Origin of the sequence: Halopseudomonas xiamenensis, assembly GCF_014219065.1 — a bacterium.
GTDB classification, from domain to species: Bacteria; Pseudomonadota; Gammaproteobacteria; order Pseudomonadales; family Pseudomonadaceae; genus Halopseudomonas; species Halopseudomonas xiamenensis.
In genome coordinates this window covers 40,083-63,705 of the sequence record NZ_JACLGO010000001.1, presented here as the reverse complement: position 1 = coordinate 63,705, position 23,623 = coordinate 40,083, and the positions used below count along the sequence as shown (strand labels likewise).

The following is a 23,623-nucleotide window of genomic DNA, read 5'->3' as shown; positions in this document are numbered from 1 at the left end:
CATACCGCTACACCCCGAAAGCCCCCTGCCCCGTCAGGGGGCTTTTGTATCCAGCTGCTGCCAATGTTCGCGCTTGATGCGTTGGCGATTCTGATAATCGGCCCAGGGGTCCTGCGTCAACTGCGCCAGGCGTTCATGCAGATTGCCAACGTGCCATTGGTCTGAACTGCGCAACTGCGGCAACTCCTCCCGGGCAATCGGCACCGACACCGCCAGCCCGGGACGCGCCCGTACCGAGTAGGCCGCTACCGTGCTGGCACCATGCTGATTGCGCAGATAATCGACGAATATCCTGCCGACACGGTTGCGCGGTCCCATCTTGTCGGTGAAGCGATCGGGCAGTTGCCGGGCCATGAATTGCGATATCGCCCGGCTGAAGGTCTTCACGGTGTCCCAGTCGGCATGCCGGGCCAGCGGGATGATGATATGCATGCCCTTGCCGCCGCTGGTCTTCAGCCAACTCTGCAAGCGCAGCTCATCCAGTACCGCCAGCACCAGCTCGGTGGCCTCCAGCATGCTGCGCCAGGGCAGCTCCGGGTCGGGATCAAGGTCCAGGGTGATGCGGTCGGGCCGGTCGATATCCCGGCTGCCCGACCCCCAGGTGTGGAATTCGATGGTGCCCATCTGTACCGCACCGATCAGCGCCTTGAGGTTGTTCACTTCCATGTAGCGGCCATGCTCGGGGTCCAGCGCCGAGGCGAGGTGGCGAATGTGCGGAATGGCCAGGCGCTCGGCATGCTTCTGGAAGAACTGCTCGCCCTCCACCCCCTCGGGCGCGCGCAGCAGTGATACCGGCCGACCCGTCAGGTGCGGCATGATCCAGTCGCACAGGCTGGCATAGAAGGCCGCCAGCTCACCCTTGGTGGTGCCACTACGCTGATCGATCACCCGCTGGGCATTGCTGATACGCACCCCGGCCACCTGACCCGACACCCGCTTGCGCCCCATCACCTGCTCCACCTGCTCTGGGGCCATGGGCTGCTCGCGAACGATCTCCCTGGCCGGCTTGTCGCTGCGCAGGGCGATGAACACCGGCTGGCGAATCACACCACTGCCGGTCCATTCGGCGAATTCCACCTCGCATACCAGCTGCGGCTCGACCCAGGTTGCCGAGCGCGAGTCCGGCACACTTGCCGCTACTGGCCGGGTGTCCCGGCGCAGCGATTCGAGCTGGCGGTGGATCTCGGTGATGCGTGCCTGGTTGAAGCCGGTACCGACCCGTCCGGCATAACGCAGCGCGTTCTGCTCGCAATCATGCACGCCGAGCAACAGCGAGCCGAAGCCCTTGCGGCTACCCTTGGGCGCGGTATAGCCGATGATGACGAACTCCTGGCGCTGCTTGCACTTGAGCTTGATCCAGTCGGCGCTGCGCCGGGAGACATAGGGGCTGCCGGTACGCTTGCCGATGATACCCTCCAGCGACATGGCGCAGGCGCTCTTGAAGATCGAGGCGTAATCCGCCTCGAAGGTCTCGGAAAAACGCAGCGACTGGCTGGCGTGCTCCGCCAGCAACTGCTGCACGGCCTGGCGCCGGCTTTCCAGCGGCTGCTGGCGCAGGTCCTCTCCATTCAGGAAGGGCGCATCGAACAGGTACAGCAGCATGCTCTGGCTGCTCTCGGTGTCGAAGGCATTCTGCAGGGCCTGGAAGTCCGGCAGGCCGTCTTCATCGAGCACCACCAGTTCGCCGTCCAGCCAGCTGTTCTTCAGCTTCAGGCGGCGCAATTCCTTGCACTGCTCGGGTAGCCGGTGGCTCCAGTCGTGACCATTGCGGGTAATCAGGCTGAGCTTGCCACGGCCATCGAAGCGGATCATCAGCCGGTAGCCGTCGAACTTGATTTCGTACAGCCAGTCGCCGGCCGGTGGCTGGCTGACCAGGGTTGCCAGTTGCGGCGCCAGAGTCCTGGGAAAGTCAGCAGCGGCGCGGTCGGTCGCTGCCGGCTGGCGCTGTGCTTGCTTGCCCGTCGTCTTTTTCGACGCAGGCCGGGGTGTCTCGGCGGCGGCACTGCGGCGCCCGCTGCGTTCATCCAGGGTGGCACCGGAGATCACACTCTCGGGGCGCTCGCTGAGCACGTCATAATCCTGCGCATCCCGGGCGGCGTGGTCGCGCTCCTTGATCAGCAACCACTGCTGGCGATCCCCACTGCCCTTGAGCCGCGTGCGCACCAGGGTCCAGTCACCAGCCAGCTTCTCGCCGACCAGGGTGAACTTGAGCTTGCCATCGCGATAGGCCTGGCTTGGATCGCCGTGCGGTTTCCAGATGCCGTGGTCCCAGACGATGACCTCACCACCACCATACTGGCCCTTGGGGATGCTGCCCTCGAAGCTGCCATAGCTCAGCGGATGGTCTTCGACATGGACCGCCAGGCGCTTGTCCTTCGGGTCCAGGCTCGGCCCCTTGGGCACCGCCCAGCTGACCAGGGTGCCATCGAGCTCCAGGCGAAAATCGTAGTGCAGATGCCGGGCGGCATGTTTCTGGATGACGAAACTCAACGAGCCAGCCTCGCTCCGGCGCGCCTTCGCTCGCTGGCCCGGCGGCTCGCGGGTCTTGTCGAAATCCCGTTTGCGGTTGTATTCGGTCAGCGGTCTGGGCATGGCGATGGCTCCGGTGAGTGGTCAGAGGGCTTCAGCCGGACTTCTTGCGCGGCGCCTTGCTACCCTGGCCGGTGCTCCTGGTAGCGGTCTTGCCGGTATGGCGCTGCTTGCCGCCCAGGCTGCGCTTGAGCAACTCGGTCAGATCCAGCACATCCGCGCTCTGGCGTTCCTGTTCCAGCTCTTCGGCCTCGATCGCCTGGATTTCGCCGGCCTCGACCTTCTCATCGACCAGCGCCATGATCTGTTCCTCGAAGGTGTTGCGATATTCCTCCGGCTCCCAGCTGGCGGTCATGTCCTCCACCAGGCGCCTGGCCATGTCCAGCTCCTTGCGGCTCAGCTCCGGCTCACGCACCTCCTCCTTCAGGTCCAGTTGCTCGATACCGCGCAGTTCCGCCGGCCAGCGCAGGATGATCAGTGCCAATGCCGCATCCAGCGGCATCAGCGCGGCGAGACTCTGCCTGGTACGCACCACCACATGCGCCAGTGCCACCTTGCCGGTCTTGACCAGGGTTTCACGCAACAGCGCGTAGACCTTCTCCCCACGCCGATCGGGGCTGAGGAAATACGGCTTGGCGATATTCAGCAACGGGATCTCGGCGCTGTCGAGGAAGGCGAAGATATCGATGGTCTGCGTCGCCCTGGGCAGCGCAGCCTTGATCTCGTCTTCGCTGATGATGACGTAGCGCCCCTTCTCGAACTCGACGCCCTTGACGATATGCTCGCTGGGCACCTCCTTGCCGGTGGCCTTGTTGATCCGCTTGTAGCCCACCGGGTCCATGCTGCGCTGGTCCAGCCAGTCGAAGTCGATACCGCTGGAGCTGGTGGCCGATACCAGCGAGACCGGAATATGCACCAGGCCGAAACTGATCGCGCCCTTCCAGATTGCCCGTGCCATGACAGGATGCTCCTGTTCATTGTGTGCCTGTCTACGGATGACCGGGCGCCAATGACAAAAGTTCAGCTCCGATCACGGCCCGCATCCGGCAGAAAAACAATGAACCTCCCCGCCCCTGCCCATTGTCTGTATTGATACGGGCCAGCGGCCGATCCTGTCCATCATCAACCAACCGGGAGATATCGACATGCCTCAAGGTGATAAAGACAAGTACACCGACAAGCAGAAACGCAAGGCCGAGCACATCGAGAAAAGCTACGAGCGCAAGGGCGTTTCCGGCAAGCAGGCCGAAGCCCGCGCCTGGGCCACGGTGAACAAGCAGTCCGGCGGTGGCAACCGCTCCGGCGGCTCCGGGCAGAAGAAATCCACCGGCAGCAAGGCTGCCGCGCGCAGTGACTCGGCGCAGCAGGCCGCCGCCACGCGCAAGGCCGGCTCCCGCTCGGCCTCGCTGCAGGAGCAGACCAAGGATCAGTTGATGGCCAAGGCACGGGCGCAGAACATTCGGGGCCGCTCGACCATGCGCAAGCAGGAACTGGTCAATGCCCTGCGCCGGGCCCAATGAGGAGATCGATCATGTACCACGCATTGCGAGAACTGTTTGGCAAGCCGCCGACCCACAACGTCACCCCGGCGGAAAAGTGGGTATCCATCGGCGGCGGTCTGGTATTGGTCGGCAAGGGCCTGAAACGCCCGGGGCCACTGGGGCTGCTCAATCTGGCCCTGGGTGCGGCGGTGATCTATCGCGGCGTGCGGGGTTACTGCCCGGCCAAGCAGCGGCTGCGGGAAATGCGCGAGCAGCGCCTCGCCCCACCGCCAGCACCGCCGGCGCCGCGCTTCAAGTAACGCTTCACCGCTGAGCCTGGCCTGGAGGAAGTCCATGAGCGAGGTGCAATCGCCGGGGGCAGTGGTACTGCTGCAGACCGGCCAGGCGGTCGCGGCGCATGAGCGCCATGTGCATCGGCACCTGGCCATGCAGATAGCCGAGCTGCTGGGCATGCCGTTTGCCGGTGTCCGGCAGGGTTGCCACGCCGCGCCCCAGCAGTACGTGGTGCCCGACGCCACGCTGATCGCGCCGCAACCGGCCGTCCGCAGCGATGCCGACCTCTACGGCGGCGTGGTCAGCCAGCCGTTCATGGCCGGCAAGGCCATTTCCCACCCGCTGATCGATGCCAACGCCCACGCCCCCGTCGGCTGGAACGAGCGCTTTATCCAACTGGCCGGCAAGGTGGTGCTGCCCGGCTACAGCGCCTTCGATGTGGACGATGCCCTGCGCGCCGGCCGCCGTCTGCTGGAGCAAGGCGCCATACGCGCCAAGCAGGTGGAGGCGCGCGCCGGACGCGGCCAGCAGGTGATAGCCTCACAGACCGAGCTGGAACACTGGCTGGGCCAGCAGGACCGGACCCAGGTGCACCAGGAAGGCCTGGTGCTGGAACTGAACCTGAGCGAGGTGACCACCTACAGCGTCGGCCAGGCGCGCGTCGGCAACCTGGTTGCCAGTTACTTCGGCACCCAGCAGCTGACCCGCACCAATGACGGCGAAGCGGTATACGGCGGCTCGGACCTGTGGGTGGTGCGCGGCGATTACCAGGCCCTGCTGCGCCAGCTGGATATGCCCCTGGCGCGCCGCGTCATCGGCCTGGCCCAGCGTTACGAGCAGGCGGCCGAAGCTGCCTTTCCCGGCTTTATCGCCTCACGGCGCAATTGCGACGTCGCCGTTGGCCGCGACCCGGCCGGGCAGCACTGCAGTGGCGTACTGGAACAATCCTGGCGCATCGGCGGCGCCAGCAGCGCCGAGATCCATGCCCTGGCAGCCTTCGCCCACGACCCGAGCTTGCAACGCATACAGGCCGGCAGCTGGGAAATCTACGGGACCGCGCCGCCGATTCCCGACGGTGCCCTGGTGTTGTACCAGGGCGATGATCCGAGCACCGGCCCGCTTACCACAGGAGTCAGACTCAGCCCATGGCAGCCACCAGCGAATCCATAGAACTCAGCGTCGAGCAGGAGCGCATCGCCGGCACCCTGCTGGCACCGCAGAAACGCATGCCTGGCATCCTCTTCGTGCATGGCTGGGGCGGCAGCCAAACCCGGGACATGACCCGCGCGCGCGGCATCGCCGGCCTCGGCTGCGTCTGCCTGACCTTCGACCTGCGCGGCCATGAGAAGACCCTGCTGCAGAAGCAGACCGTCACCCGCGAGCACAACCTGCAGGACATGCTGGTGGCCTACGATCGCCTGGCGCAACACCCAAGCACCGACCCGGAGCGCATCGCGGTGATCGGCACCAGCTACGGCGGTTACCTGGCGACCATTCTCACCACCCTGCGACCGGTACGCTGGCTGGCCATGCGCGTACCGGCGCTGTATTGGGACGACCAGTGGCATGTGCCCAAGCAGCAACTGGACCGCGCACAGCTGATGCGCTATCGCCAGACCCTGCTCGGCCCATTGGACAACCGGGCGCTGGGTGCCTGCGCCGATTTCCTCGGTGACGTGCTGATCGTCGAGTCGGAACATGACGAGCATGTGCCGCACAGCACCATCATGAACTACCGTTCCTCGTTCCGCAGGGCGCACTCGATGACCCACCGCATCATCGACGGTGCCGATCATGGCCTGTCCGACGAGCGCTGCCAGCATGCCTATACCGACATACTCACCAACTGGATCAGCGAGATGATCATCGGTGACCGCATCGGGCATCTATCCTGAGCGCTGCGCTTTATTCTGGTTGAACCTTGGATGACGGATATTTCTCTATTCAGATAGGTACACAAAAACAGCAGAGGTGAGATATGCACAGCTCGAAACCGACGCACCTGAAGATCCTGGCAGCCGCCATCATGTCCATCGCCCTTGGCTACATTGCCCAGCCCGCTTTCGCCCAGGACATGAACGACCGCACCCCCGAAACCTCCGGCCCCACCGGCACCCCTGCCACCACCGGTGACGGCGGCAGTGCCGATACCACCGGCGCCATCCGCAACGACGACCAGGTCGATGGCGGCATGGCCGGCGTCGATACCAGCGTCGACAGCATTGATGCGGAGGAATTCCTGGAAGAAGCCTCGGCCAAGGGCGTGGCGGAAATCGAAACCGCGCACAAGGCCCTGGAGCAATCCCAGTCTGCCGAAGTCAAGGCCTTTGCAGAGCGCATGATCAAGGAGCATGCCGCCGCCAACGAGAAGATGGCCGAGCTGGCAGCTGCCAGGAATATGGAGATTTCCGACGAGGCGACCCTGATGGACAAGGCCAAGCGCATGATCCTCGAGGCGCGTGATGGCGATTCCTTCGATGCAGCCTATGCCAATAACCAGGTAGCAGCCCACGAGCAGGCCATCGAACTGTTCGAACGCGCCAGCCGCTCGGAAGATGCCGGCATAGCCGCCTTCGCCAGGGAAACCCTGCCCAAGCTGCAGGAACACCTGGAAGAGGCTCGCCAGCTGGTGGAGGCTACGCCGGATAGCTGAGGTGCATACCCGGCAAGCCAGTGGTGTAGCGTCCTGGTCCCCGTTCGGGCGCTACGCCACGCCCCACCGCTAAGCCCTATCATCGAGTCGAGCGCGACCCGGTCAGCGTGACCCGGTCAACGTGCCCCGGTCCGATCGCGGCCCGAGGCGCTCGACAACCCGCCACGAGCCGCTCTCCATTCGGGGTGCCACGGACCCGGGGTGTAGCGCGCCTGCGCTACGCCAACTCCCACCGCCAAAGCCTGTCGTCGAGCGGGCGCTCGACAACCCAATGCGAGGATCAACCAAGCTCAGACGTAATAATCGACCAATCGCCGCAGCGGCAAAGATTGCGACAGTACGCTTGCTGATTCGATTATCTCACCATCGACCCCAGTGCTTAGGCCGCCGCCCGAGCCAGCCCGCCCTGCCCCCCGCTCAGCCAGCTGACCATCGCCCTGACGGGACTGGGGCTGCTCACCCGGCGAGCGGTCAGCCACGCTGACCTGCGCCTGCTCCAGGCCCTGCTGGCCGAACATATCGCGCAGCCGGTACATCTGCGCTTCCAGGGCTTCACGCACACTGGGGTTCTGGCTGACGAACTGGACCTGCAGCTCCTGCCCGCGGTGCTGGATGTGAATCTCCAGCGGACCGAGTTCAGCCGGGTCCAGCTGGATCTCGACACTGCGCAGGTTCTGGCTGGACATCCACATCACCCGCTCGACCATGGCCTCGCCCCAGCTCGGCTGACCAAAGGGCACGCCCATGGCTTGCGTCGCCGCCGCCACCGGGCGTGCGGTCAGTGCCGCGCTGCCCGCCACCTGGGCGCCGGGGCGGTCCAGGCTATCCAGCGTGTCGCCATCCTCGCGGCGACCAAGGCTTTCCAGCTGCTCCACCAGCTTGCCGAGCATGGCCGGCGATGACGGGGTGCTATCGCTGCCGCTGGCGCGCTGCAGGGCGGCGGCGAATTCCTGTTGGCTGTTCTGCGGTGAAGTCTGTTGGGTATTCTGCTGCAGCCCAGTGCTGGCCGATGCCTGGCGTGCGGAGTCGACACTCACCGGTTCACGGCCCTGCGGGCCTCTGCCGGCCAGCTCGCGTCCTGGTAGCTCACCTTCGACCTCCTCACCTGGCTGCACACCGGCCATCGCCAGAGCCATTGACTCGCCAGCACTCGGCGCACGGGCAGCCACCATGGTCGCCGGTTCACCGGCCTGGGCAGTAGCGGCGGAGCGGGACGCTGCGGGATCGGCTGCCTCCTGCAGCCATTGCATCCATTGGCCAATCACCGCCAGCGCATCCTCGGCGACCGGCTCGGCAGTATCGTCGGCCGGCAATTGCAGCAGATCCTGCAGTTCGGCCGGCAACATCTTGCCGTCGGCGGCAAGCGCGGCCTGCTCCAGCGCGGCCAGCTGTTCCGGGCTCAGTTGCTCCAGTGCCGACTCCAGTTGCGCGGGCAACTGCTCGGCAAGCAGCCCGGCAAACTCCCCGTTGCTGTCCGCAGACGGCGCCGACCGGGCGCCGGGGCCCTGGCCGGCAGCTCGCAGGTCGGTACTCAACAGAGCCATCAAGGCTTGGCTGGTGGACATCGATACTCTCCATGGAAGACGCAAACGCAGATTCTTTACATGAATAGAGCAAGTTCCGGGCCAATACCTTGGACACCTCCCGCAAAGAGCGTAGCCACTCCTCCCCCATCATCCTTCGCCCCTCACCCGTCATCCTTCGCGAAGGCGAAGGATCCAGGGTGCCGGTTGGCTCGGAGTGGCTTGTGGATCCTTCGCCTTCGCGAAGGACGACGGGGTCAAGTGAACAGCCATCACAACCTGCCCCGAGGACGACAGTATGGAGCTGCCGAGAATGACGGAGTAAAGCTCAGGTGGGGCCTGGGTCGCAGCACAAAAGTACTTTACCCAAGCGCCGCCCCGCTCAGTACCGACACACCAACTGCGGCCTGATGCGCAGGCTGAGCCGGTCGAGCAGCGCGCAGACCTGCGCGGCGGCCACCGGGTCGGCATTCAGCGCCGCGTCCTCGGCCCGTTCGCAGGCCTCGCGCAGCGCCAGCGCGCCCATATTGCTGCAACTGCCCTTGAAACTGTGGGCCGCCTGGCGGAATCCTTCCCAGTTGTGGCGGTCGAGGTTTTCATGCAACTGGCACAGACGCCGGTCGGTATCCTGCAGGAAGGTCTGCAACAGCGCCTGATAGTCATCCTGCATCAAGTCGCGGAGCATGTCCTGTACCGCCGGATCCAGATCGGAAAGTCGTTCAAACATGGATACACCTGACTGAGTGAGAACCGAAACGGCCGGGCCTGACGCGCCGTTCCGGCGGGCGAGTATGCCCAAGCTGTCCGGCAAAGACTACCTTAGCCAGATGACCGTTTGCTTATACTGCCAACCTGATCACATAATGACCGCCCGGTCAGCAGCCCGCCTGCGCCACCGCCGGCGACTCGATCTGGAACAGCTGGGCGAAGTTGGAAACACTCAGCACCCGGCGCATATCGCTGCTGCAGTTGACGATGCGGATATCCGCCGCGTCGCCACCGGCATGATCGCGCAACAGCAACAGCATGCCGAGCGCCGAGCTGTCGAGGTACTCGGTGTCGCGCAGGTCCACGACATAGCGGCGCGGCGCACCGGCCCGTTCATAAGCCTGGCGAAAATCCTGATGGGCACAGAAAGCAAAGCGGCCAGTGACGCTGATGGTCAGTTGCTGGCCATCGTCTGATAACGCTGCATGGATCGGCATGGGCTCCCCCTTGGACAAGCACACAACACACCCTATGTCCTATGTTAGCCCTCTTCGGTAACGAAATCTCTATAACGGCGAATCGCGATTGGCGAAGGCGCGCTGGGTCAGCTCGTCGAGCAGCTTCTGCTCCTGCTTGTCAGCCCGCGCGCGGGCTTCTTCCTGGTAGCGCTCGATCAGCTTGCGCAGCGCTTCCACCCGCTGGTAGCGCTGGCGCCAGTTGTCCCGCGCGCGCTCCAGGCTCTGGCGGTGCCAGTCCAGGGTCTGGCGCTGCTGTTCGATGGCGGTCTGCATCTGGGTCATGAAGCGCTGGTAGTTGATCAGCCAGTCGCGCCCCACGCCCTGGCCGCCGCGCTGCGCCCAGCCCTTCTCGTACTCGCCAGCATAATGCTCCAGATCACGCAGGCGCGCGCCGGCCTCGTCCAGTTGCTGCTGGCATTCGCCGAGGGTACGGGCCGCCTTCTTTTCCTCTTCCAGCGCCAGGTCCAGCACCGGCGCCATGCGTCTGACGCGACCGTCACTCATTGATCAGCTGTTCCAGTGCAGCGCGACTGTCGGCTAGGCTGAAGCTCTCGCGCAGCCCCTGGCGCAGGAACGCCTGGATACCGGGGATCTTGGCGATGGCCTTGTCGGTCATCGGATCGGAGCCGGCGGCGTAGGCGCCGACGCTGATCAGGTCGCGGCTCTGCTGGTAGCGTGCGTACAGCTGCTTGAGCTGCTGGGCCTGCTGCAGGTGCTGTGGCGTCACTATCTGCGGCATGGCGCGGCTGATCGAAGCCTCGATATCGATGGCCGGGTAATGCCCTTCCTCGGCCAGCCGCCGCGACAGCACCACGTGGCCATCGAGAATCGCCCGCGAGGCATCGGCGATCGGGTCCTGCTGGTCATCGCCTTCGGACAATACCGTGTAGAACGCGGTAATCGAGCCGCCACCCTGCTCGGCGTTACCGGCGCGCTCGACCAGCGCCGGCAATTTGGCGAACACCGACGGTGGGTAGCCCTTGGTCGCCGGCGGCTCGCCGATGGCCAGGGCGATTTCGCGCTGGGCCTGGGCGAAGCGGGTCAGCGAATCCATCAGCAGCAGCACGTTCCTGCCCTGGTCGCGGAAATATTCCGCCACCCGGGTGCAATACATCGCCGCACGCAGGCGCATCAGCGGCGCGTCATCGGCAGGCGAGGCGACCACCACCGAGCGTGCCATGCCCTCCTCGCCGAGAATCTGCTCGATGAATTCCTTGACCTCCCGCCCCCGCTCGCCGATCAGCCCGACGATGGTGATGTCGGCCTCGGTGAAACGCGTCATCATGCCCAGCAACACACTCTTGCCCACGCCACTGCCGGCGAACAGGCCGAGACGCTGGCCACGGCCGACGGTGAGCATGCTGTTGATCGAGCGGATGCCGACGTCGAGGGTTTCCTCGATGGGATGGCGCTTGAGCGGGTTGATCACCGGGCCGTTGAGATCGACCCAGTCCTCGCACTTGAACTGGCCCTTGCCGTCCAGCGGGCGGCCGATACCGTCCAGCACCCGGCCGAGCATCTCGTTACCCATCGGCAGTTTGCCGCCGCCGGCCGAAGGCACCACCCGCGCGCCGGGTTGCAGGCCCTGCATGCGGTCCACCGGCATCAGGTAGATCTTGCTGCCGGCAAAGCCCATGACCTCGGCCTCGACCCGGGTCTCGCCCTGGGGCGTCTCGTTGATCACCACGCAGCGACTGCCGACTGGCGCCTGCAGGCCTTCGGCCTCCAGGGTCAGGCCGACCATGCGGATTAGCCGGCCTTCCACCACCGGTGCCGCCGGCAACTCGGCAGCGGCACCATAGCCAGCCAGGCGCCGGGCGAAGCTGATGCGCTCAGGCTTGCCCATGGTCGTCCTCCGCCACCGGCACGGCGATGCTCAGGTCCGGTTCCGGCGGGTGGGCACGCTGCTCGCGCTGCCGTTCGTGGAGTTGTTCGATGATCTGTTGCAGGCGGGTTTCCCGGCTCGCATCGACTTGGCTGTGCTCGGCCTCCACCCGGCAACCGCCGGGCAGCAACTGGTCATCCTCGAGCAGGCGCCAGCTTTCCTCGTGGCGTTCGCGCATCGCCTTGACCGCCTCGAAATCGGCGGGATTGAGATAGATGCGGATATTCTCGGCGCCCATCGGCAGGACCTTGAGCGCGCCGCGCAGTACCGAGAGGATCTGGCTGGAGTCGGTCTGCAGTTCGCGCTGGATGACCTGACGCACCATGCTTTCGACCAGGCTCAGCAGCATGTCCTCGATCTGGTCGTCCTGCTGGCGAATCGGCTCCATCAGCTGCGTCATGACCGCCTCCAGCTCGGCGAGGCGCTCGTCCAGCCGCGCCTTGGCCTCCTGCTGGGCCTTCAGTTGACCGGAATGGAAGCCATCGCGCTCGCCGGTGGCGAAACCCTCGTTGTAGGCCTCGGCACGGATCTGCTCCAGCTCCTCGACGGTGAACGGCTTGACCTCCGGCTCGTCGGGCTGCGGCAGTTCGCTCTCGGCTTCCGGTAATGGCTCCTGCTCCACTTCCGGCTCCGGCTTGGCCGACTCGCGCGGCACATGGTGCGGCGCCTGGTCGAAACTGGGCAGGTCCCACAGGTTGAATGCCTGCAGCTGATCGCCGCGGATCAGCTCACTCTCGGTCTTGTCGGTCATGCCCTCACCCTTGTGCGCAGTGCCGTCAGATCATTTCCTCGGCACCCTTGCCACCCAGCACGATTTCCCCGGCGTCCGCCATGCGGCGGGCGACGGTGAGAATTTCCTTCTGCGCCGCTTCCACTTCGCTGATGCGCACCGGTCCCTTGGCTTCCAGGTCGTCCTGCAGCAGCTCCGAGGCGCGCTTGGACATGTTGCGGAAGATCTTGTCCTTGACCGTTTCGTCGGCGCCCTTGAGCGCCACCACCAGCACCTCGGAGGATACCTCACGCAGCAGCATCTGGATGCCACGGTCATCGACATCGGCCAGGTTGTCGAACACGAACATCAGATCCTCGATCTTGTTCGACAGGTCCTCGTCCAGGTCACGGATGGATTCTATCAGTTGTGCCTCGGTGCCGCTTTCCAGGTAGTTCATGATATCGGCGGTACGCTGCACCCCGCCCATGTTGGCGCGGGTGGTATTGGAGTTGCCGGCAAACTGCTTCTCCAGCACCTCGTTCAGTTCCTTGAGCGCCGAGGGCTGCACGGTATTCAGCGCGGCGACCCGCAGCAGCACGTCCAGGCGTACCTTGTGATCGAAATAGCCGATCACCTCGGCGGCCATGTCCGGGTCCAGGTAGGCCACCACAATGGCCTGGATCTGCGGATGCTCGTAGCGGATCACATCGGCCACCGCGCGCGGCTCCATCCACTTGAGGCTGTCCAGGCCGGAGGTGCTGCCGCCCATCAGGATGCGATCGACCAGGCTGTTGGCCTTGTCCTCGCCCAGGGCCTGGGTCAGCATGGTGCGGATGTAGCCGTCGGCGCCCACACCCAGCCCGGTCTGCTCGCCGACCACCTCGATGAAATCGCCCATTACCTGTTGCACGTGGTCGCGCTGGACGGTGCGCAGGGCGGCCATGGCGCTGCCGACCCGCTGCACTTCCTTGGGACCCATGTGCCGCAGTACCGCAGCGGCGTCGGATTCGCCCAGGCTCAACAGGAAGATGGCCGCCTTATCGAGCTTGCTGAGCTTCTGTGTGCGTTTGCTGTCTTCACTCATCGGAGTTGATCCACTCTTTGACCACCTGGGCTACCCGACCCGGGTCCTCGGCCAGCAGGCCCTTGATTGCGTTGAGCTGCTGCTCGTAGCCGGCACCCGGCGGCGGCAGCAGCACCGGACTGCTGGTCGGCCCGGACAGGCTGACGGTATCATCACGCAGCTCGTCACCGAGCAGCGCATCATCACCCAGCGACGGATAACCGTCACTCTCGGTCGCCGCCTGGCGATTGTTGCCACTCAGCCCCTTGAGTACCGGACGCAGCACGCCGAACACCAGCACCACCACGAACAGGATACCCAGCACCTGCTTGGCGATATCCCAGAACCAGGGTTGGGTCCAGAACGGAATGTCCGCTATTTCCGCCACATCGCCGGCCGGCACGAAGGCACTGTTGACCACGCTGACGCTATCGCCGCGGGCCTGATCATAGCCCACCGCATCGCGCACCAGCTGGGTCAGACTGGCCAGCTCGGTCTCGCTCAGCGGCACACTGGTCATCTCGCCGGTCTCGGCATTCAGTTGCTGGCGGTTGTCCACCACCACCGCCACCGACAGCCGGGTCAGGCGGCCCTGCTGCTGGCGGGTATAGCTGATCTGCCGGTCCAGCTCGTAGTTGCGCGTGGCCTGCTCGCGGGAGTCACGCGGCGGTGCGATCACCACAGGCTCGCCTGTTTCCGGATCGATCACCTGCTCCGGCACCTGGGTGGTGCCCGGCGGCTGGTTGCTCAGCGCCCCCGGAATACCCTGCGGCGCCTGCCCGGCGACCCGCTGCTCGGACAGCACCTGCTCGCTGCGCAGCGAGGACTCGGGATTGAAACTCTCCGCGGTGGACTCCAGGGTGCTGAAATCCACGTCGGCGGACACTTCGGCCTTGTAGTTGCCGGTGCCCAGCACCGGTTGCAGGATATTGTGCACCCGGCGGGTGAAGGTCTCTTCGAGACGGCGGGTATGGTCGAACTGGCGGCCGGCGATGGTCAGCTCGTTCAGTTCGTTCTGATCGGACAGCAGGTTGCCGTGCTGATCGACCACGGTCACCTGGTCCTTGTTCAGCTCCGGCACACTGGTCGCCACCAGGTTGACGATGGCCATGACCTGCGCCGGCTCCAGCTTGCGCCCGGCATACAGCTCCAGGAGCACCGAGGCGCTGGGCTTGCGGTCATCGCGCACGAACACCGTGGAGCGCGGCATGGCGATATGCACCCGCGCCGCCTTGACGTTATACAGGCTGGAGATGGTACGCGCCATCTCGCCTTCCAGGCCACGGCGGTACTGGGTGGCCTCCATGAACTGGCTGGTACCCAGGCCACGCTCGCGGTCGAGGATCTCGAAGCCGAGGTTGCCATCGCCCTGGTTGATCCCGGCACTGGCCAAGCGCAACCGCGCATCGGCCAGGTCCTCGGCGCGTACCAGCAGCGCACCGCTGTTGGGCTCGACCTTGTAGCGGATGCGGCTCTGCTGCAGCACCTCGATCACCTGGGTGGCATCCAGGTTGCTCATGCTGCCGTACAGCGGACGGTATTCCGGCTGCTGCGACCACAGCACCACGGCAAAGCCGATCGCCACACTGGCGGCCAGGCCGACCAGCAACGCGAACTGGCGCAGCATCGGCAGCTGCGCCAGGTTATCCAGAAAGCTCAGCCCCAGGAACGGCTTGCGCGGCGCCGCGGCGGCAGCCGGTTCCGGTCGGGTGGCAGGGGTGTTGGGAGTGCTGGCAGCATCCATCAATCGTATCCTCGGTCAATCACGGCGCAGAATATCAGATAGGCATCTTCATGATGTCTTCATAGGCGGTAATCAACTTGTTGCGCACCTGGGTCATGGCCTGGAAAGCGACGCTGGACTTCTGCGACGCCACCATCACCTCGGCCAGATCGATCCCCGGCACACCCCGTTCGTAACCGCTCTGCAATTCACTGGTGGTCTGCTGCAATTCATTGACGCGGTTGACCGCCTGCTGCAGCAGATCATCGAACGCCGGCGCCTTGACGTCCTGCGGCGCAGCCGGCGCCACCGGCTGCGGCCGGCTCATGGCCTCCATCTGCATGGAACGCATCTGCAACATCAGACGATTGAATTCAACACCCTGCGTCATGATCATTCTCCAGGCCGTAAGTATTTTGACGGCAAAATCGAATCTGAAGAATAGACAGCAAGATTGGTGCCAGGATTGGGGTGTATATTTCCCCCTCTCCCCAGCCCTCTCCCGCGAGGGGAGAGGGAGCCGGCCGTGCTGGTGGGGATGACTATGCGCTCCTTGCCACTCTCTGCAAAATTATCGACAACCTCCTGTTGTCAGGAATAAGAAAATCAACTAGCCAGCACAGACAAGCCCCCTCTCCCCTCGCGGGAGAGGGCTGGGGAGAGGGGGAGCCCAACCCGTCATCCGCACTCAACCAGCAAACACCACCCCCTCCACATCCAACCCGGCATCTCGCATCTGCGCCAGCTTGTAGCGCAATGTCCGCGGACTGATCCCGAGACGCTCGGCAGTCTCCTTGCGACGCCCCCGCTCAGCCCGCAGCACGTCGATGATCAGCTGAAACTCACGCTGCCGCACATCCTGCCCCAGCGCACCACCGCCAGCCGGCGGCACTGCGCTCATGCCAGCAGGAGCCGCCACCACCGCCGGCGGCGAAAAGACAATACTGTTCGGCGCAATGGCGCTGCCCGGCGCCGTGCCCAAACACAGGTCCTGAGCGCGGATAACCCCGCCCTGCTGCAGGATCAGCGCCCGCTGCACGGCGTTATCCAGCTCACGTACGTTACCCGGCCAGCTGTGCTGTTGCAGCGCCTGGCAGGCATCGACGGCAAACTGCACCGGCCCCTGGTTCATCTTGCCGATATGCTTGGCCAGCAGGCGCTCGGCGATCGGCAGGATATCCGCCGGACGTTGGCGCAGCGGTTGCCATTGCAGCGGAAATACCCCCAGCCGATAATACAGATCCTCGCGGAAGCGGCCTGCGGCAACTTCGGTGGGCATGTCGCGGTTGGTGGTGGCGATGATGCGGATATCCAGCTCGATCAGCTTACGTCCGCCGACCCGCTCGACCTCGCGCTCCTGCAGCACACGCAGCAGCTTGGCCTGCAGCGCCAGCGGCATCTCGGAAATCTCGTCCAGCAGCAGCGTGCCGCCATTGGCCTGTTCGAACTTGCCCGGCTGCGCCGCCACCGCGCCGGTGAAGGCACCCTTCTCGTGGCCGAACAGCGTGGCTTCCAGCATGTTCTCCGGGATCGCCGCACAGTTGATGGCGATGTAGGGCCGCTCGGCCCGGGACGATTGCTGGTGGATATAGCGCGCCAGCACCTCCTTGCCAGTGCCCGATTCACCTGAAATCAACACCGTCGAATCACTGGCGGCTACCCGTTGCGCCAGCTGCAGCAACTGCTGGCTGGCCGGGTCCACCGCCACCGGGCCGTCAGCGTCCCGGCCCTGCAGGCGCCCCTGGGCATGCTGGGCGACCAGCGCCAGCAGCGCCGACGGCTCGAACGGCTTGACCAGGTAGTCCACCGCGCCTTCGCGCATCGCCGCCACGGCGTTCTGCACCGTGCCATAGGCGGTCATCAGCAGCACCGGCAGTTGCGGATGCCGCTCGCGCAGCACCCGCAGCAGCGCATGACCATCCATGCCCGGCATGTTCACATCACTGACCACCATGGCCACCGATTCGCGTTGCAACAGGGCCAGCGCCGCCTCGCCGTCGGCGGCCTCCAGATAATCGTAGCCACCCAGGGCCAGGGTGTCGGCCAGCGCCTCGCGCAGCGCCCGGTCGTCTTCCACCAGCAGAATGCGTGGACCCGTCATATCAACTCTCCTTCAACTACCGCCAGCGGCAGCACTGGCAATACCAGCTCCGCCCAGGTGCCCCGCCCGGCCCGGCTGCGCAGCAGAAAGGCGCCGCCATGGGCCTGGGCCACGGATTTCACCACCGACACCCCAAGGCCGGTGCCCTGGTCGCGGGTGGTATAAAAGGGTTCGCCGATCTTCGCCAGTTCGACCGGGGTCATGCCCCGCCCGCCGTCCACCACGCTCAGGCTCAGACGGCCTTCCTGCAGGCGCTGCACCACCTTCAGCCGCGCCAGTGGAGCGCCGGCCTGGATGGCATTGTCGATCAGGTTGAGCATCGCGCCGATCAGCGTTTCCTGGTTGCACAGCAGCGTCACCCCGGGCGGGGTACGATCCTCCCAGCGGCAGCTGGCGCCGGACTCACCGATCAGCGTCTCGGCCTGCTGCTGCAGACCGGCGAACAGCATCTGCGCCGAGGTTCGGTCGTTCAACGGCAGGTCGCCCTTGGCGAACAGCAGCATGTCGCGCACCTGCTGCTCGATGGTCTGCAGACGGTCCTTGAGGCGCTGGCTGAAACGCTGGCGATGGACGCCGGCCAGGTCCGGCTGGTTGAGATGACTGGCATACAGCAGTGCGGTGGACAGCGGCGTGCGGATCTGGTGCGCCAGCGAGGCAACCATGCGCCCCAGCGCCGACAGCCGCTCGTTGCGGGCCAGCTGGCTCTGCAGCTGGCGGGTTTCGGTGAGGTCGGTCAGCAGGATCAGCTGCCCCGGCTCGCCGCGCAGCGAGCGGGTGGCCAGCGATACGCGGCGGCCAGTGCGCAGGGATACTTCGTGGTAATCATCTTCACGGGGGGCGAAGCGCTCGCTGATCAGCTCACGCCAGAGCATGCCTTCCAGGGGCTCGCCGAGCAGTTCCCGGGCGGCGGGATTAGCCTCGCGTACCACACCGCGCCCGTCGAGTACGATCACTCCGCCGGGCAACAAGTCCAGCAGGTTCTGCAGGCGGCCGGCCAGGCAGGCTTTTTCCGCCAGCTCACGGCTGCGCTGAGCACTGACCTCGGCCAGCTCGGCCTGCAACTGGGCAACCTGCTGCTCGAGCAACCCCTGGGATTCGCGCAACTGCTCGGACATCCGGCTGAACAGCGCATGCGCCTGTTCGAGCCTTTCCCTTTCCTCTGACGCGGCGCGGCTATCCTGCGGCAGGTTGTGAGCGGTAACAGCCATGGTGACTCCCTGATGAACACACTACTGCCGAGTGTTTAAGCAAGGGACATGCCACCACAAACAACCACTTAAAAATCAAATACTTAACAAAAACCCAACCGCTTGCATGTCAGTCTTCTGACGGTTCAGCGTCGTTACCAGCCTCGACCGCCTCCCGGCTCATGCCGTACTTACGCATCTTCTCCACCAGCGTGGTACGACGAATGCGCAAGCGCTCCGCTGCCCTGGCCACCACGTAATTGGCATCATCCAACGCCTGCTGGATCAACGCCTGTTCCAGCTCGGCCAGGTATTCCTTCAGGTCCAACCCTTCCGGCGGCAGACCAGTGGAGCCAGTAAAACCGGAAACCGGCGGACGCCAGGCATTGTCATCCTGTTCTTCACGCAACTGGCGCAGATCCTCCTGGTCATCATCCAGGTAACGGAACTTGCGCGGCAGCTCGCCCACGCCGATGACCCCGTGCGGATGCATGATCGCCATACGCTCGACCAAGTTGGCCAGCTCACGTACGTTGCCCGGCCAGGGGTGCTGGCACAGCGACATGATCGCCGCACTGCTGAAGCGGATCGAGCCGCGCTTCTCGTTTTCCAGTCGGGTGATCAATTCATTGAGCAGCAGCGGCAGGTCCTCGATCCGCTCGCGCAGCGGCGGCATCTCGATCGGGAACACGTGCAGTCGGTAGTAAAGATCCTCGCGGAACTCGCCATTGGCGATCATCTGCTCCAGGTTCTTGTGCGTGGCGGCGATCACCCGCACATCGGCCTGCTGCGGCTTGTTGCTGCCGACCCGCTCGAAGGTCCGCTCCTGCAGCACCCTCAGCAACTTGACCTGCATGTTCAGCGGCATGTCGCCGATTTCGTCGAGGAACAGCGTGCCGCCGGCGGCCAGCTCGAAACGCCCGGCGCGGCTGGTGATCGCCCCAGTGAAGGCGCCTTTCTCATGACCGAACAGCTCGCTCTCCAGCAGCTCCGCCGGAATCGCCCCGCAGTTCACCGGGACGAAGGGAGCATCCTTGCGCTGGGAGTGATAGTGCAGGTTGCGCGCCACCACTTCCTTGCCGGTACCCGAGTCACCGAGGATCAGCACCGTGGCCTCGGTATCGGCCACCTGCTTCATCATCTGACGCACCGTCTGGATCGAGCGGCTGGTACCGACCAGGCTGCGGAACAGGTTCGGCTCGCGCTGGCGCTTGCGCTGCCCGTCGTCGAATACCTCCCGATAGACCTGGGCCCGGTGCAAGGTGTCGAGCAACTGGTTATAGCTCAGCGGTGGCTCGATGGTGGCCAGCAGGCGCTGACGCAGGTAATCCGGCCAGTTGGCCGCCTGCGCCCTGCCCAGCATGATCACCGGCAGATGCGCATCCCACCTGTCGAGCTGCCCCAGCACCCCTTCAGCGCCCTCGGCATGTTCGCACTTGCCGAGGATTACACATTTGACCGCCGCGGCAGAGGGCAGCTCCGCTGTCACATCCTGTTGCCAGGCGGTAGAGCTGGTGAACAGCGTGTCTTCTCCGAGAAATCCGAGAATCAGATTCAGGTCATGGCGGCTATGGGGGCAATCGTCGATCAGAAGGATATGACTATTGTGCTGCATGAGTGGCAGAAGTTCCTCTACTTGCGTTTCCACGCAGAATACATGGCCTTACGCCATAGCGAGCGGTTATAAGCACAAGGTAGAGAGATTGGCAGCGCGAGTCAAATACTTGGCGCGTCTTTTTGGTGCAACTCGTCGCAGAACATATTCAATGGCGGAACAAAAAGCCGAACTGACGGTCTAATCTCGCCGCAAATATCGGTATCGGCTGCCCACCCCCTTCGGCTCTCCTCCGTCATCCTCTGTCTCCCTCCGTCATCCTTCGCCTCCCTCCGTCATCCTTCGCGAAGGCGAAGGATCCAGGGGGATCGACTGACTCGGAGTCTGCGGTAGATCCTTCGCCTTCGCGAAGGATGACGAGGCTCGGGGGAGGATGACGGTGCAGCAGCCCACTCAACTGAACATCTGATAGACCTTGGCACCCTGCTTGCTGCGCTGCACGCCTTGCAGCTCTTCGGCCAGCTTGCCCTGCACCGCCTGGCACAGACCGATGACCTCGCGGTAGGTAGCCGACAGCGAACCCAGTACCTCGGCCAGCAAGGCTTCATCCCGATCCGGCTGGGCCATGGCCTGCTGTACCAGTTGGCGGCACAGGTGGTCCAGCTCACCCACCTGCTGCCAGTCGCCCGCCTGCACAGCGGCAATCAGCGCCTGGTGGGTGTCCTGCAACTGTTCTACGGCAACGGCCATGGGCTTTCTCCTCGCGGCTCAGGATTGACGGATGCCATCCCAGCCCTGTTTGATTTCACGCAACAGACTTGCCACCTCATCCAGCATCGCCGGATCATTCTGCAGATTGGCCTGGCTCAGACGCTGCTGCATGAAGGCGTACAGATTATCCAGATTTGCAGCGATCTCGCCACCCTTCTCCAGATCGACCGACTCACGCAAGCCACCGACGATCCCCATCGCCTTGCCGATCAGCTCGCCCTTGAGCGGGATATTGCCATACTCCAGCGCGCCCTTGGCCTGGGCCAGACGCTGCAGGCCACCTTCGAGCAGCATCTGGATCAACCGATGCGGGTCCGCCTCGCTGACCTGGGCGTGGACGCTGACTGTCTGGTACTGCTTCATTGCGTAGGCGTTCATGGGAGCATAGATCCTGTTGAGCTGTTGCACATGCCCCTGTTATCGGCAGCGGCGGAAAAACTTGAAGGAAATTTTGCCCCGCCAGCAAACAGCCACTATTCTTGGCAGATAGCCATCAGCACGGTCCAACTGCGACTGGTTGACAGTACCAACAATAAGGACATGACATGCGTACTCGCAACATCCTCCTGGCCAGCCTGTGCCTGCTGACCATTACCGGATGCAAATTCGGCTCCAGCTCCAGCAGTTCCAGCCCTGCCCCGGCTCCCGACAGCCCACCCAACATCCTGTTCATCGTCATAGACGACGTCGGCGTCGATCAGTTCCAGGCCTTCGGCTACGGCGGCGCCCTGCCGCCGCAGACCGACAGCATCGACGCCCTCGCCCACGCCGGCGTACGCTTTCGCAACACCTGGTCGATGCCTACCTGCTCGCCGACCCGCTCGACCTTCTTCGAGGGTCGTTACCCGTTCCGCAGTGGCGTGCGCAATGCCATCGTCTCCAACGACCTGGCCAACTCCCAGGTCTCGCCCTACACCCTGACCACGCCCAAGCTGCTCAAGGAGCAGACCGGCTACGTCAGCGCACTGATCGGCAAGATGCACCTCACCGGCTCCGACCTCAACCCGGCCAACCACCCACTGGGCGACGACGCCATGCGCGAACTGGGCTGGGACTACTTTGCCGGCTACCTGGATGGCGCGCCCTACCCGATCGACACCACTGCCGGCGGCGTGGCACCGGTCGGCACCTATCAATGCGGCTTCGTGCCCAATACCACCGCCGACATCAGCAACGGCGCCGACTACGGCGTCTGCTACCTGCCCGATGGCCACACCAGCGGCAGCCATATCCTGATGACCGACCCGAACAGCTACCCCACGCCCGGCCGCACCTGCCTGGAACTGGGCGGCATCCTCGACCCGCTCAGCAGCGCCTACAGCCAGACCCGCCACAGCGAACTGGACTTCAGCGCACAGAACGGCCACTACACCGGCGCCTGGAAGATCAACCGCGCCGATGGCAGCAACGAGGTCCTCGAAGCCGATCACCCACGCGCCCGCGGCTACCGCACCATCCTGGAAACCGACCTGGCCATCGACTGGATCGAACAGACCCGCCAGCAGCAGCCCGACACTCCATGGATGCTCAGCCTCGGCTATTCAGCCCTGCACACCCCGCTGCAACCACCACCAGCCAACCTGCTGCCCAACCCGAACGCCAGCCTCAGCCTGATCGGCTGCGGCACCCCGGTAGCCGACTCGCTGACCGAGCTGGGCATTCTCCCGGTCGAGCCGATCGACCTGGCCGACTTCGTCCAGCAGCGCGCCGTCGCCCAGCACATGCTGGAAGCCGTAGATCGGGAAATCGGCCGCCTGCTGGTCGACACCGGCATCGCCACCCGCCAGGGCGACGGCAGCCTGCAATACAACCCCGACAGCAACACCGTAGTGGTGCTGACCAGCGACAACGGCACCTACATGCCCACCGTCAAACTGCCGTTCGACCCGCTGCGCGCCAAGGGCTCGCTGTACCAGACCGGCGTCTGGGTGCCACTGATCGTCGCCGGCCCCATGGTCAACCAGGCCGACCGCGACGTACCGCACATGGTCAACAGCACCGACCTGTACAGCCTGTTCCGCGAAATCGCCGGCATCGACGCCAGCAGCCTGCCCAGCGAACTGCAACTGGACGCCCAGCCGGTCATGCCCTACCTGACCGAACCGGACCGCGACGGCATCCGCAGCAGCAACTTCACCGAACAGGGCACCAACATCAGCGCCAGCACCCCGCCACCCTGCGTGATTCCCGCCGCCAACACCTGCGTGCAGATATTCCCGCAGCAGGGCGTGTGTGAAGACCAGAGCGGCGTCTGGTACGGCCCCGGCAGCGACATCGACCCGAACGGCTTCAGCTCCTGCTGCGCGGTCAACGCCTACCTGGAAAGCCAGAACCAGCCCGCCACCGTCCTGTTCCCCCAGCACCAGAGCGCCCTGCGCAACGAGGACTTCAAACTGGTACGCCTCAGCCGCCTGGACTGCGCCACCGACACCCTGGTCAACACCGAGGAGTTCTACGAAATCAACGAAGCGACCGGCGCCAACCTCAAGCTCGACCGCGAACAGGACAACCTGCTGGCGAGCAGCACGCCCGAGCAACTGACCAGCGAACAACAGGCCAACTTCAACGCCCTGCGCGACGAATTGACCCAGCTGCTGGCCAGCGGCATCGACTGCCCCGGCGACGGCAACGGCGACCTGCAAGTGAACCAGCAGGACCTGGACCAATGGACCTACTGGAGCGACCCAGCCCAGGGCGGCGGCTACTCCAGCTGGTACGACTTCAACCACGACGGCCTGACCGACGAAGCGGACCGACTCATCATCGAAGCCAACCTGGGTAACGATTGCCGGATCTAACCCCTCCGGCAACGCACACCAAGGAAGGCCGATCGCGAAACCAGGGGTGTAGCGCGCCCGCGCTACGCCTGCTGCCTAACAGCCACTGCGCACTCGTCGTCACGCCGCGGTGCAACCCCGCT

Annotated in this window: 22 protein-coding genes; 6 read left to right on the top strand and 16 right to left on the bottom strand. The window is 64.7% G+C overall.

Features of this window, described 5'->3' with window-relative positions; genetic code table 11:
* Window positions 1–33: 33 nt before the first annotated feature.
* Window positions 34–2,592 carry a DNA ligase D gene (gene ligD, locus H6X51_RS00365; protein WP_185265534.1) on the bottom strand — a complete coding sequence of 853 codons (2,559 nt, stop codon included), beginning with the start codon at window positions 2,590–2,592 and terminating at the stop codon, window positions 34–36.
* A 31-nt stretch (window positions 2,593–2,623) separates the two neighbouring features.
* Window positions 2,624–3,487 carry a non-homologous end joining protein Ku gene (gene ku / locus H6X51_RS00360; RefSeq protein ID WP_185265533.1) on the bottom strand — a complete coding sequence of 288 codons (864 nt, stop codon included), beginning with the start codon at window positions 3,485–3,487 and terminating at the stop codon, window positions 2,624–2,626.
* 187 nt (window positions 3,488–3,674) lie between these two features.
* On the opposite strand from ku, the gene H6X51_RS00355 reads away from it, so the two are divergent.
* The 5 genes from H6X51_RS00355 to H6X51_RS00335 all read left to right on the top strand — a co-directional run bounded on the left by H6X51_RS00355 (window position 3,675) and on the right by H6X51_RS00335 (window position 6,957).
* The gene (locus tag H6X51_RS00355; protein ID WP_185265532.1) at window positions 3,675–4,049 is read left to right on the top strand and encodes a Rho termination factor N-terminal domain-containing protein; all 375 of its coding nucleotides are present in this window, start codon (window positions 3,675–3,677) and stop codon (window positions 4,047–4,049) included.
* A gap of 11 nt (window positions 4,050–4,060) precedes the next feature.
* On the top strand, window positions 4,061–4,330 hold the full coding sequence (locus tag H6X51_RS00350; protein WP_185265531.1) for a YgaP-like transmembrane domain: 270 nt from the start codon (window positions 4,061–4,063) through the stop codon (window positions 4,328–4,330).
* Window positions 4,331–4,364: 34 nt separating this feature from the next.
* On the top strand, window positions 4,365–5,474 hold the full coding sequence (locus H6X51_RS00345) for a DUF3182 family protein (protein ID WP_185265530.1): 1,110 nt from the start codon (window positions 4,365–4,367) through the stop codon (window positions 5,472–5,474).
* Window positions 5,450–6,199: an alpha/beta hydrolase family protein gene (locus tag H6X51_RS00340; protein ID WP_185265529.1), complete on the top strand. Its 750-nt coding sequence runs from the start codon at window positions 5,450–5,452 to the stop codon at window positions 6,197–6,199. The genes H6X51_RS00345 and H6X51_RS00340 overlap by 25 nt, the downstream gene beginning before the upstream one ends.
* An 83-nt stretch (window positions 6,200–6,282) precedes the next feature.
* A complete protein-coding gene (locus tag H6X51_RS00335) occupies window positions 6,283–6,957 on the top strand; it encodes a DUF4142 domain-containing protein (protein WP_235991184.1) in 675 nt (224 codons plus the stop codon).
* Between the two features lie 290 nt (window positions 6,958–7,247).
* Here H6X51_RS00335 and H6X51_RS00330 read toward each other — a convergent pair whose 3' ends face one another.
* From H6X51_RS00330 to fliS, 14 genes are all read right to left on the bottom strand, one after another.
* Window positions 7,248–8,522 carry a flagellar hook-length control protein FliK gene (locus tag H6X51_RS00330; protein WP_185265528.1) on the bottom strand — a complete coding sequence of 425 codons (1,275 nt, stop codon included), beginning with the start codon at window positions 8,520–8,522 and terminating at the stop codon, window positions 7,248–7,250.
* A gap of 340 nt (window positions 8,523–8,862) precedes the next feature.
* A complete protein-coding gene (locus tag H6X51_RS00325) occupies window positions 8,863–9,207 on the bottom strand; it encodes an Hpt domain-containing protein (RefSeq protein WP_185265527.1) in 345 nt (114 codons plus the stop codon).
* Between the two features lie 148 nt (window positions 9,208–9,355).
* Entirely contained in the window at window positions 9,356–9,685 is a 330-nt protein-coding gene (locus H6X51_RS00320; protein WP_185265526.1) for an STAS domain-containing protein, read from the bottom strand.
* Window positions 9,686–9,754: 69 nt separating this feature from the next.
* Complete coding sequence (gene fliJ, locus H6X51_RS00315; RefSeq protein ID WP_185265525.1) at window positions 9,755–10,210, bottom strand: flagellar export protein FliJ; 456 nt, start codon at window positions 10,208–10,210, stop codon at window positions 9,755–9,757.
* Window positions 10,203–11,552 carry a flagellar protein export ATPase FliI gene (fliI, locus tag H6X51_RS00310; RefSeq protein WP_185265524.1) on the bottom strand — a complete coding sequence of 450 codons (1,350 nt, stop codon included), beginning with the start codon at window positions 11,550–11,552 and terminating at the stop codon, window positions 10,203–10,205. Before fliI ends, fliJ begins: the two co-directional genes overlap by 8 nt.
* Entirely contained in the window at window positions 11,539–12,342 is an 804-nt protein-coding gene (gene fliH, locus H6X51_RS00305) for a flagellar assembly protein FliH (RefSeq protein ID WP_185265523.1), read from the bottom strand. Before fliH ends, fliI begins: the two co-directional genes overlap by 14 nt.
* 25 nt (window positions 12,343–12,367) lie before the next feature.
* Window positions 12,368–13,387 carry a flagellar motor switch protein FliG gene (fliG, locus tag H6X51_RS00300; protein ID WP_185265522.1) on the bottom strand — a complete coding sequence of 340 codons (1,020 nt, stop codon included), beginning with the start codon at window positions 13,385–13,387 and terminating at the stop codon, window positions 12,368–12,370.
* Window positions 13,380–15,110, bottom strand: coding sequence for a flagellar basal-body MS-ring/collar protein FliF (fliF, locus tag H6X51_RS00295; protein ID WP_185265521.1), 1,731 nt, complete (start codon window positions 15,108–15,110; stop codon window positions 13,380–13,382). The genes fliG and fliF overlap by 8 nt, the downstream gene beginning before the upstream one ends.
* A gap of 34 nt (window positions 15,111–15,144) precedes the next feature.
* Window positions 15,145–15,480: a flagellar hook-basal body complex protein FliE gene (gene fliE / locus H6X51_RS00290; protein WP_185265520.1), complete on the bottom strand. Its 336-nt coding sequence runs from the start codon at window positions 15,478–15,480 to the stop codon at window positions 15,145–15,147.
* 297 nt (window positions 15,481–15,777) lie between these two features.
* Entirely contained in the window at window positions 15,778–17,190 is a 1,413-nt protein-coding gene (locus tag H6X51_RS00285) for a sigma-54-dependent transcriptional regulator (RefSeq protein ID WP_185265519.1), read from the bottom strand.
* Window positions 17,187–18,398: a sensor histidine kinase gene (locus H6X51_RS00280; RefSeq protein WP_185265518.1), complete on the bottom strand. Its 1,212-nt coding sequence runs from the start codon at window positions 18,396–18,398 to the stop codon at window positions 17,187–17,189. The genes H6X51_RS00285 and H6X51_RS00280 overlap by 4 nt, the downstream gene beginning before the upstream one ends.
* 109 nt (window positions 18,399–18,507) lie before the next feature.
* Complete coding sequence (locus H6X51_RS00275) at window positions 18,508–19,992, bottom strand: sigma-54 dependent transcriptional regulator (RefSeq protein WP_185265517.1); 1,485 nt, start codon at window positions 19,990–19,992, stop codon at window positions 18,508–18,510.
* A gap of 393 nt (window positions 19,993–20,385) precedes the next feature.
* Window positions 20,386–20,682 carry a flagellar protein FliT gene (fliT, locus tag H6X51_RS00270; RefSeq protein ID WP_185265516.1) on the bottom strand — a complete coding sequence of 99 codons (297 nt, stop codon included), beginning with the start codon at window positions 20,680–20,682 and terminating at the stop codon, window positions 20,386–20,388.
* Between the two features lie 18 nt (window positions 20,683–20,700).
* Window positions 20,701–21,081, bottom strand: coding sequence for a flagellar export chaperone FliS (gene fliS, locus H6X51_RS00265; protein ID WP_185265515.1), 381 nt, complete (start codon window positions 21,079–21,081; stop codon window positions 20,701–20,703).
* A gap of 167 nt (window positions 21,082–21,248) precedes the next feature.
* Here fliS and H6X51_RS00260 point away from each other — a divergent pair, with 167 nt between their 5' ends.
* On the top strand, window positions 21,249–23,501 hold the full coding sequence (locus H6X51_RS00260; RefSeq protein ID WP_185265514.1) for a sulfatase-like hydrolase/transferase: 2,253 nt from the start codon (window positions 21,249–21,251) through the stop codon (window positions 23,499–23,501).
* Window positions 23,502–23,623: the final 122 nt, after the last annotated feature.

What these genes read in the sequence shown, in the direction of transcription:
- ligD (WP_185265534.1), bottom strand. Translation starts at nt 2,592, where the DNA reads ATGCCCAGACCGCTGACCGAATACAACCGCAAACGGGATTTCGACAAG.
- ku (WP_185265533.1), bottom strand. Translation starts at nt 3,487, where the DNA reads ATGGCACGGGCAATCTGGAAGGGCGCGATCAGTTTCGGCCTGGTGCAT.
- H6X51_RS00355 (WP_185265532.1), top strand. Translation starts at nt 3,675, where the DNA reads ATGCCTCAAGGTGATAAAGACAAGTACACCGACAAGCAGAAACGCAAG.
- H6X51_RS00350 (WP_185265531.1), top strand. Translation starts at nt 4,061, where the DNA reads ATGTACCACGCATTGCGAGAACTGTTTGGCAAGCCGCCGACCCACAAC.
- H6X51_RS00345 (WP_185265530.1), top strand. Translation starts at nt 4,365, where the DNA reads ATGAGCGAGGTGCAATCGCCGGGGGCAGTGGTACTGCTGCAGACCGGC.
- H6X51_RS00340 (WP_185265529.1), top strand. Translation starts at nt 5,450, where the DNA reads ATGGCAGCCACCAGCGAATCCATAGAACTCAGCGTCGAGCAGGAGCGC.
- H6X51_RS00335 (WP_235991184.1), top strand. Translation starts at nt 6,283, where the DNA reads ATGCACAGCTCGAAACCGACGCACCTGAAGATCCTGGCAGCCGCCATC.
- H6X51_RS00330 (WP_185265528.1), bottom strand. Translation starts at nt 8,522, where the DNA reads ATGTCCACCAGCCAAGCCTTGATGGCTCTGTTGAGTACCGACCTGCGA.
- H6X51_RS00325 (WP_185265527.1), bottom strand. Translation starts at nt 9,207, where the DNA reads ATGTTTGAACGACTTTCCGATCTGGATCCGGCGGTACAGGACATGCTC.
- H6X51_RS00320 (WP_185265526.1), bottom strand. Translation starts at nt 9,685, where the DNA reads ATGCCGATCCATGCAGCGTTATCAGACGATGGCCAGCAACTGACCATC.
- fliJ (WP_185265525.1), bottom strand. Translation starts at nt 10,210, where the DNA reads ATGAGTGACGGTCGCGTCAGACGCATGGCGCCGGTGCTGGACCTGGCG.
- fliI (WP_185265524.1), bottom strand. Translation starts at nt 11,552, where the DNA reads ATGGGCAAGCCTGAGCGCATCAGCTTCGCCCGGCGCCTGGCTGGCTAT.
- fliH (WP_185265523.1), bottom strand. Translation starts at nt 12,342, where the DNA reads ATGACCGACAAGACCGAGAGTGAGCTGATCCGCGGCGATCAGCTGCAG.
- fliG (WP_185265522.1), bottom strand. Translation starts at nt 13,387, where the DNA reads ATGAGTGAAGACAGCAAACGCACACAGAAGCTCAGCAAGCTCGATAAG.
- fliF (WP_185265521.1), bottom strand. Translation starts at nt 15,110, where the DNA reads ATGGATGCTGCCAGCACTCCCAACACCCCTGCCACCCGACCGGAACCG.
- fliE (WP_185265520.1), bottom strand. Translation starts at nt 15,480, where the DNA reads ATGACGCAGGGTGTTGAATTCAATCGTCTGATGTTGCAGATGCGTTCC.
- H6X51_RS00285 (WP_185265519.1), bottom strand. Translation starts at nt 17,190, where the DNA reads ATGACGGGTCCACGCATTCTGCTGGTGGAAGACGACCGGGCGCTGCGC.
- H6X51_RS00280 (WP_185265518.1), bottom strand. Translation starts at nt 18,398, where the DNA reads ATGGCTGTTACCGCTCACAACCTGCCGCAGGATAGCCGCGCCGCGTCA.
- H6X51_RS00275 (WP_185265517.1), bottom strand. Translation starts at nt 19,992, where the DNA reads ATGCAGCACAATAGTCATATCCTTCTGATCGACGATTGCCCCCATAGC.
- fliT (WP_185265516.1), bottom strand. Translation starts at nt 20,682, where the DNA reads ATGGCCGTTGCCGTAGAACAGTTGCAGGACACCCACCAGGCGCTGATT.
- fliS (WP_185265515.1), bottom strand. Translation starts at nt 21,081, where the DNA reads ATGAACGCCTACGCAATGAAGCAGTACCAGACAGTCAGCGTCCACGCC.
- H6X51_RS00260 (WP_185265514.1), top strand. Translation starts at nt 21,249, where the DNA reads ATGCGTACTCGCAACATCCTCCTGGCCAGCCTGTGCCTGCTGACCATT.